The organism is Shewanella hafniensis (genome assembly GCF_019655335.1).
Lineage (GTDB): Bacteria > Pseudomonadota > Gammaproteobacteria > Enterobacterales > Shewanellaceae > Shewanella > Shewanella hafniensis.
Map to the genome: position 1 here is coordinate 22,313 of NZ_BPFD01000063.1, position 6,259 is coordinate 28,571.

Consider the following 6,259-nt stretch of genomic DNA (forward strand, 5'->3'; position numbering starts at 1 on the left):
TAACAAAAAGGTGAGCCTTAAGCTCACCTTTAGTGGGATAAATTTTACTATTTTGACTGTTACTGACGCGCTTCTAAGGTGCGTAATAAGTCAGCAGGGGGTTGATAACCTGGGATCATATTGCCATCTTCTAACACGATTGCCGGCGTACCATTCACACCAAAGGTGGTGCCTAAAGCATATTGCTCGGCAATTTTAGCATCGCATGTTGCTGCGGCAACTTTGCTGCCCGCTTTAGCGTCTGTCATGGCTTTTAATGGATCTTTAGCACACCAGATGGCTTGCATTTCGTCGGCGTTGGCTGACGGCACGCCCGCACGCGGGAAGGCTAAGTAACGCACGGTAATGCCAAGCTTGTTGTAATCGGCCATTTGGCTGTGCAATTTACGGCAATAACCACAGCTGACGTCGGTAAATACAGTGACCACGTGTTTTTCGTTTTTAGCTTTGTAAACCAACATATGGTCTTCAAGCGGCTTCATCATTTCTAAACGTGGGCCAGCTAATGCCGCTTCCGTTAAGTTTTTCATGCCTTTATCTAGGTCATACAAACTGCCGTGGAACAGTTTTGAACCATCACGACTAATATAGAGCACGCCGCGGTTGGTCATAGCTTGATACAAACCCTCAATCGGCGAATCCTGCATAGAAATGACTTCAACATCCAACATCTCAGTCAGTTTTTGCTTAATAGCAGCGGTATCTGGCGAGGTCGCTGTTGCGGCGTGAGCAAGAGGAGCTACAACAAGGGCAAAAATTAAAGATAATGCTCGGGTTAACTTCATGGGACATCCTATAAATTGTGTCGCTACAACGAGATATTGGGGCCGTTCTAACTCGAGATATTCAATAGACCCTGTATAGGGGCAAAAAGTTACAGACAAGCCGCGCGGAAAGCAAATTTATGCTGTAACTAAATCCTTTTTTAGCCTCTAGGATGATGCTGTTGATGCAATTCCTGCAATCTTGCCCGTGCTACATGGGTATAAATCTGTGTCGTCGATAAGTCGCTGTGACCTAATAACAGTTGGACAACCCGCAGATCGGCACCGTGATTGAGCAAATGGGTAGCAAAAGCATGGCGCAATGTGTGCGGTGATAATGCGGTTTCAATCCCCGCACGCAGAGCATAAAGTTTAATCCGATGCCAAAAAGTTTGCCGTGTCATCATCTGCCCGCGTTTCGACGGAAATACCACATCAGATTGTTTATTACCGAGCAACTCTTGGCGAGCAAATTTCATGTAGCCCTCCACTTCGGTAATAGCCAATTCCCCCAGCGGCACAAGACGCTCTTTGCCACCCTTGCCCACAATACGTACTAAGCCTTGGCGCAAACTCATTTGCTCCATGGTCAAGCCGACAAGTTCACTCACCCTGAGGCCAGTTGCATACAAAAGCTCTAGCATTGCCTTGTCACGGCATTCGACGGCATCATCCACATTGGGCTCAGACAGTAAACGGTCAACCTGCGACTCACTCAGAGAATCCGGCAAATGACGCGTTAACTTAGGCGACTCGACTAAGGCCATAGGATCGGCTGAAATCTGCTTGGTCTGCACCAGATAAGTATAGAAACGCCGTAAGCTGCTGAGCAACCGAGCACTACTGGTACGCGCAAAACCCTGCTCAACTCTAAAGGCCAGATATGCCCTAACATCGGCCTGAGAAACCGCAAGTAACGTCACGCCTTGCTGACCTTGATAACGATCAAAATGGCGTAAATCGGTACGATAGGCCGATAGCGTGTTATCACTCAGTCCCTTGCTTGACCAAAGATCATCAAGAAAAGCATCGATAAGTGGATCTGGCATATAGATTTTAGGCACAAATACTCCATAAAAAAACGGCGTAATCAAATGATACGCCGTTGATATTAATTTAAATATGTCTAATCCTGCATAAGCTTAACTGAGTTAAGCATAAAGACGAGAACTCGGATGCAAAGCCTAGGCTGCAGCCGTTTGACCACGGCCACGACCGAATACTAAACACAGTGCAATCGTCGCAATGGTCGGCAATAACCAAGCCATACCTTCTTCATAGAGTGGCAGCTTAGATAACACTGGAGACATAACATTCACTATATGGATAAAAACCTGTGCTAAGCCATTCATGGCTTGACCTTCAGCGTCAGTCAAACTTTTCGCTGCCACTTTAAGACCATCGAAGATGCCGAAAAACAGTGCCACGCTCAGTACTGCACGATGTGCAAACTGTGGATTCGCAAAATAAGCGGTCAGGAAAGTCACAACCACAAGAGCAATAGCCACAGGATAAATCGTCATTAATACGGGAATACTAATAGCAATCAACTGACTTAGGCCCACGTTCGCAATCACAGCGCATATCAAGCTTAAAAAGATCACGAGGAAACGGTAAGACAGTTTAGGTATTAGCTCATTAAAGAACTCAGAACACGCACTCACCAGTCCAACCGCAGTGGTCAAACAAGCTAAAGTCACAACTGATGACAACAAGACTGAGCCTAGTTCCCCAAACTCGCGGGTCACGTAATTTGTTAATATTTCACCACCATTTTTAGTGCCGATAGCGATATCGCCGGCGGTTGCACCTAAAAAGAACAAGGACACATACACAAAAGTTAAACCAGCGGCGGCAATAAAGGCTGCACGGATTAGATACTTAGTTTGATCACTGGGTTGGTCAATGCCCTTTTTACGCAGGATATCAATAATCAACATACCAAACATCAAGGATGCTAACGTATCCATAGTGTTATAGCCTTCCAAAATACCTTTGGTCAGCGGATGCTGTTGGTAATCCCCCACTGCTTGGCCCACTTCGGATGCAGGTAAAAACAGCACGGAGACGGCTAGTCCGACCAACAAAATCAATAAAATAGGCGTTAATACTTTACCTACGCTATCGAGCAATTTACCAGGGAAAAGCGCCAGCAACATAGTGACAGCGAAGAAACCTAATGTGTATAGCAGTTGCGTCAGGTTTAATTCTAAACTGCCCAGCAAAAACGTTGCCGTGGTGTCATCGATAAATGGCTTAGCGCCAATCTCGTAAGCCACTAATCCCGTACGCGGCGCAGCAAAAGCAGGGCCGATAATAATGTAAATCGCGACGGCCAATGTCGTTGCTGCAAATACTGGCAGCATAGCCATAACCTTACCTTGAGCCTTAGCGACAGCAATCAGTCCAACTAAAGGTAAACCTACGGCGGTAATCAAAAAACCCAACATGGCGAGGGGCATATTTTCGCCCGCTAACATACCCGCGAATGGTGGAAAAATTAGGTTTCCCGCACCTAAAAAGAACGCAAAGGTCATAAAACCTAAGCCTAATGTATCTCCGATACTCATCTGATTGTCTTGCACTGGAAGCCCCATCTTGTCTTATTGTTTTTTTACAAACTTAAGTGATTATGTGTCGATTAGCCATAGCTAAAACAAAGCCCATCCGGAGTGCAAATCTATGTTTACACAATTCCGTGGTAAATATGTTCGATATCTGCCGAGTTTATAAACGATGGCGAACGTTTATGTAGCCTAACTGACGACTAATTCACCAACAAACTCGTTTACCTATCCGTTAATCTTAAAAGTGATTAAAAATGGGGGCGAAACTAATACCAGACTTAAAGCATCAATACAAGACAACAAGTCCGTTCAGGCAAAAAAAGCGAAATAATGCTAATTAACTGCTAATAAAAGGTTTCTAAGGCAATAAATTAAAGCGTTAATTAAGTGAAATCAGTATTACCACGTAAAATAGTAAATGATTTGGCGACACAAATTCATACAGCTAGGACAGATGCGACTGTTTAAAAACATTAGCTAAAAACGAGGGCTAGAATTAGAATATTGCGCGCCCAATATTGGGCCTAAATCACTTTAGAACGGCAAAATTAACTCCCCATGGCATTCACTTTTAAACAATTTCATATCGATGACATGAATTGCGGCATGGCCGTAGGCACAGACAGCGTCGTCCTTGGGGCATGGGCACAACTGACCACCGCGAAATCAATCTTAGATATAGGCGCAGGCAGCGGCTTACTCAGTTTAATGGCAGCTCAGCGCAGTCAAGCACATATCACCAGTGTCGAATTAGACACCAATGCCGCCTATGCTTGCCAACATAACTTCCACAATAGTCCTTGGGCTAATCGACTGACCTTAGTTAATTGCAGCATCCAAGACTTTTGCCAACAAACTAAGTATCAAGGGTATTTTGATCACATAATTTGTAATCCCCCCTATTTTGAGCAAGGCACGCAAGCGATACAATCCCAGCGCGCTATGGCCCGTCACACTGATAGCTTAAGCTTTACCGCACTACTCGATGCCATTCATGTGTGCCTAGCACCGCAAGGAAAGGCAAGTCTCATATTACCAATGCAGAGTATGGCCCGTTTCGACGAAATATTAACGCACTCTCAGCTCAATTTTATTGAAATAACCAACCTTATCAGCATTGTAGGGAAAAGCGCTAATCGAGTACTCTGCGTACTCGCCCATAAGACTCACCCGCAAATGGCTCCAAAGCTCAGTGATATCACTATTCGTGAACGTTCTGGCCAATACACACAAACCATGGTGCAATTGATTCAAGATTTTTACCTTAAATACTGATATCGAGTCCAATCCTGACACCTTAAGTAAAGCTAGCTAAGTTTGGCAAATTTAACGAAAGGTCCAATTTCCCACAAATTAAATGCTAATACATTGACCTAAAAGTAATTAACTTATGCCAATTACCATAAAACTTTACTGACACAGAAGATAAACACAGGAGATCTAGATAAGTTATTTAAGTTAACCGCCATAACCTTTATAATGCTTCGCTATTATCCGTCGAGACGCTGCGCATGCAATTTGAAGATTTCCAGCTTGACCCTAGCTTATTAGAGTCGCTTAATGCCATGGGGCATCATTCACCCACTACGATTCAGCAAGAAACGATCCCTTACGCCCTAGAGCAAAGAGATATTCTTGCGCGCGCCCCGACAGGAACAGGTAAAACAGCGAGCTTTTTACTGCCATCGCTACAACATTTGATCGATTTCCCCCGTCGTTTTGCTGGACAAGCAAGGGTGCTAATCCTCACGCCAACCCGTGAGTTAGCCAGCCAAATCCACCGTTATGCGTCTCACTTAGCCACAGGCCAAGGTTTAGACATAGCGATCGTGACCGGTGGTGTGCCTTATGGACCACAGGAAGAGGCCTTAGCAGGCAACGTCGATATTCTGGTCGCGACCCCAGGCCGCCTGATGGAATATTTAGACAAAGGCAATTTCAATGCACAAGAAGTCGATATCTTAATTATCGACGAAGCCGACCGCATGCTAGACATGGGCTTCTCTTCTGTGGTGCAAGCGATTGCTATCGAAGCCCAAGGCCGCAAACAGAACATGCTGTTCTCTGCCACCTTAGAAGGCGGCGGTGTGCAACGTTTTGCCCGTGAAGTGTTAAACGACCCGATTGAAATCGATGTTGAAGCACCTCGCAGCGAAAAAGCCAAGATCCACCAATGGATCCACTTAGCCGATGATAAAGAGCATAAATTTGCCCTGTTATGTCATCTGCTGCGCCAAGAAGATGTGAAACGGACTATCGTGTTCGTAAAAACCCGCGACATCGTTTCTAGCTTAGAAGGCCAGTTACTTAAAGTCGGTATTGCCTGCGCTTTCATGCGTGGCGATATGGAACAGAAAAAACGTTTCCAAGCTTTGAGCCGCTTTACCAAAGGTGAAGTGAACGTCTTGCTGGCAACCGATGTGGCTGCACGCGGTATCGATATCGACGATATCACCCATGTGATCAACTTCGACATGCCACGCTCTGCCGATACCTATATTCACCGTATCGGTCGTACTGGCCGCGCTGGCGCCAAAGGTACTGCGATTTCGTTGGCCGAAGCCCACGATATGCGTATCGTCGGTAAAATCGAGCGTTATATCGAGCAACCGTTGAAACGCCGCGTGATCGAAGAGCTGCGTCCTAAGAACAAAGAAGCGCGGACACCGGGTAAGAAAAAAGCCAAAGTGAAAGCGAAAGAAGCAGCGAAGAAAACCAGCAAGAAAGAAGCGGCAAAGAAAGCGAGTAAAATCGCCCGCAAGAAGAAGTAACCTCTGCTTGAAATAATCTAACTAAAGCCGCTATATGCGGCTTTTTTATTACCTAAATTTAACTCAATGGATTAATTTAGCTGACGAATAAAAGCTAACCTTAAAATATAGAGCATGAAATACGGCCCATTTAGATCTACAAGCTCACAAACGTATT

General features: G+C 45.2%; 5 protein-coding genes. 2 read left to right on the forward strand and 3 right to left on the reverse strand.

Annotated elements, in window-relative coordinates; translation table 11 throughout:
- Nucleotides 1-59: 59 nt before the first annotated feature.
- The 3 genes from dsbC to brnQ all read right to left on the reverse strand — a co-directional run bounded on the left by dsbC (nt 60) and on the right by brnQ (nt 3,361).
- On the reverse strand, nt 60-785 hold the full coding sequence (gene dsbC / locus K5Q99_RS16395) for a bifunctional protein-disulfide isomerase/oxidoreductase DsbC (protein WP_006080352.1): 726 nt from the start codon (nt 783-785) through the stop codon (nt 60-62).
- 140 nt (nt 786-925) lie between these two features.
- Complete coding sequence (gene xerD / locus K5Q99_RS16400) at nt 926-1,828, reverse strand: site-specific tyrosine recombinase XerD (protein WP_220777452.1); 903 nt, start codon at nt 1,826-1,828, stop codon at nt 926-928.
- A gap of 120 nt (nt 1,829-1,948) precedes the next feature.
- On the reverse strand, nt 1,949-3,361 hold the full coding sequence (brnQ, locus tag K5Q99_RS16405; protein WP_220777453.1) for a branched-chain amino acid transport system II carrier protein: 1,413 nt from the start codon (nt 3,359-3,361) through the stop codon (nt 1,949-1,951).
- 528 nt (nt 3,362-3,889) lie between these two features.
- On the opposite strand from brnQ, the gene K5Q99_RS16410 reads away from it, so the two are divergent.
- Both K5Q99_RS16410 and srmB read left to right on the forward strand, forming a co-directional pair.
- Nucleotides 3,890-4,606: a tRNA1(Val) (adenine(37)-N6)-methyltransferase gene (locus tag K5Q99_RS16410; RefSeq protein ID WP_220777454.1), complete on the forward strand. Its 717-nt coding sequence runs from the start codon at nt 3,890-3,892 to the stop codon at nt 4,604-4,606.
- Between the two features lie 236 nt (nt 4,607-4,842).
- Entirely contained in the window at nt 4,843-6,102 is a 1,260-nt protein-coding gene (gene srmB / locus K5Q99_RS16415) for an ATP-dependent RNA helicase SrmB (RefSeq protein ID WP_220777455.1), read from the forward strand.
- The last annotated feature ends 157 nt before the right edge of the window (nt 6,103-6,259 follow it).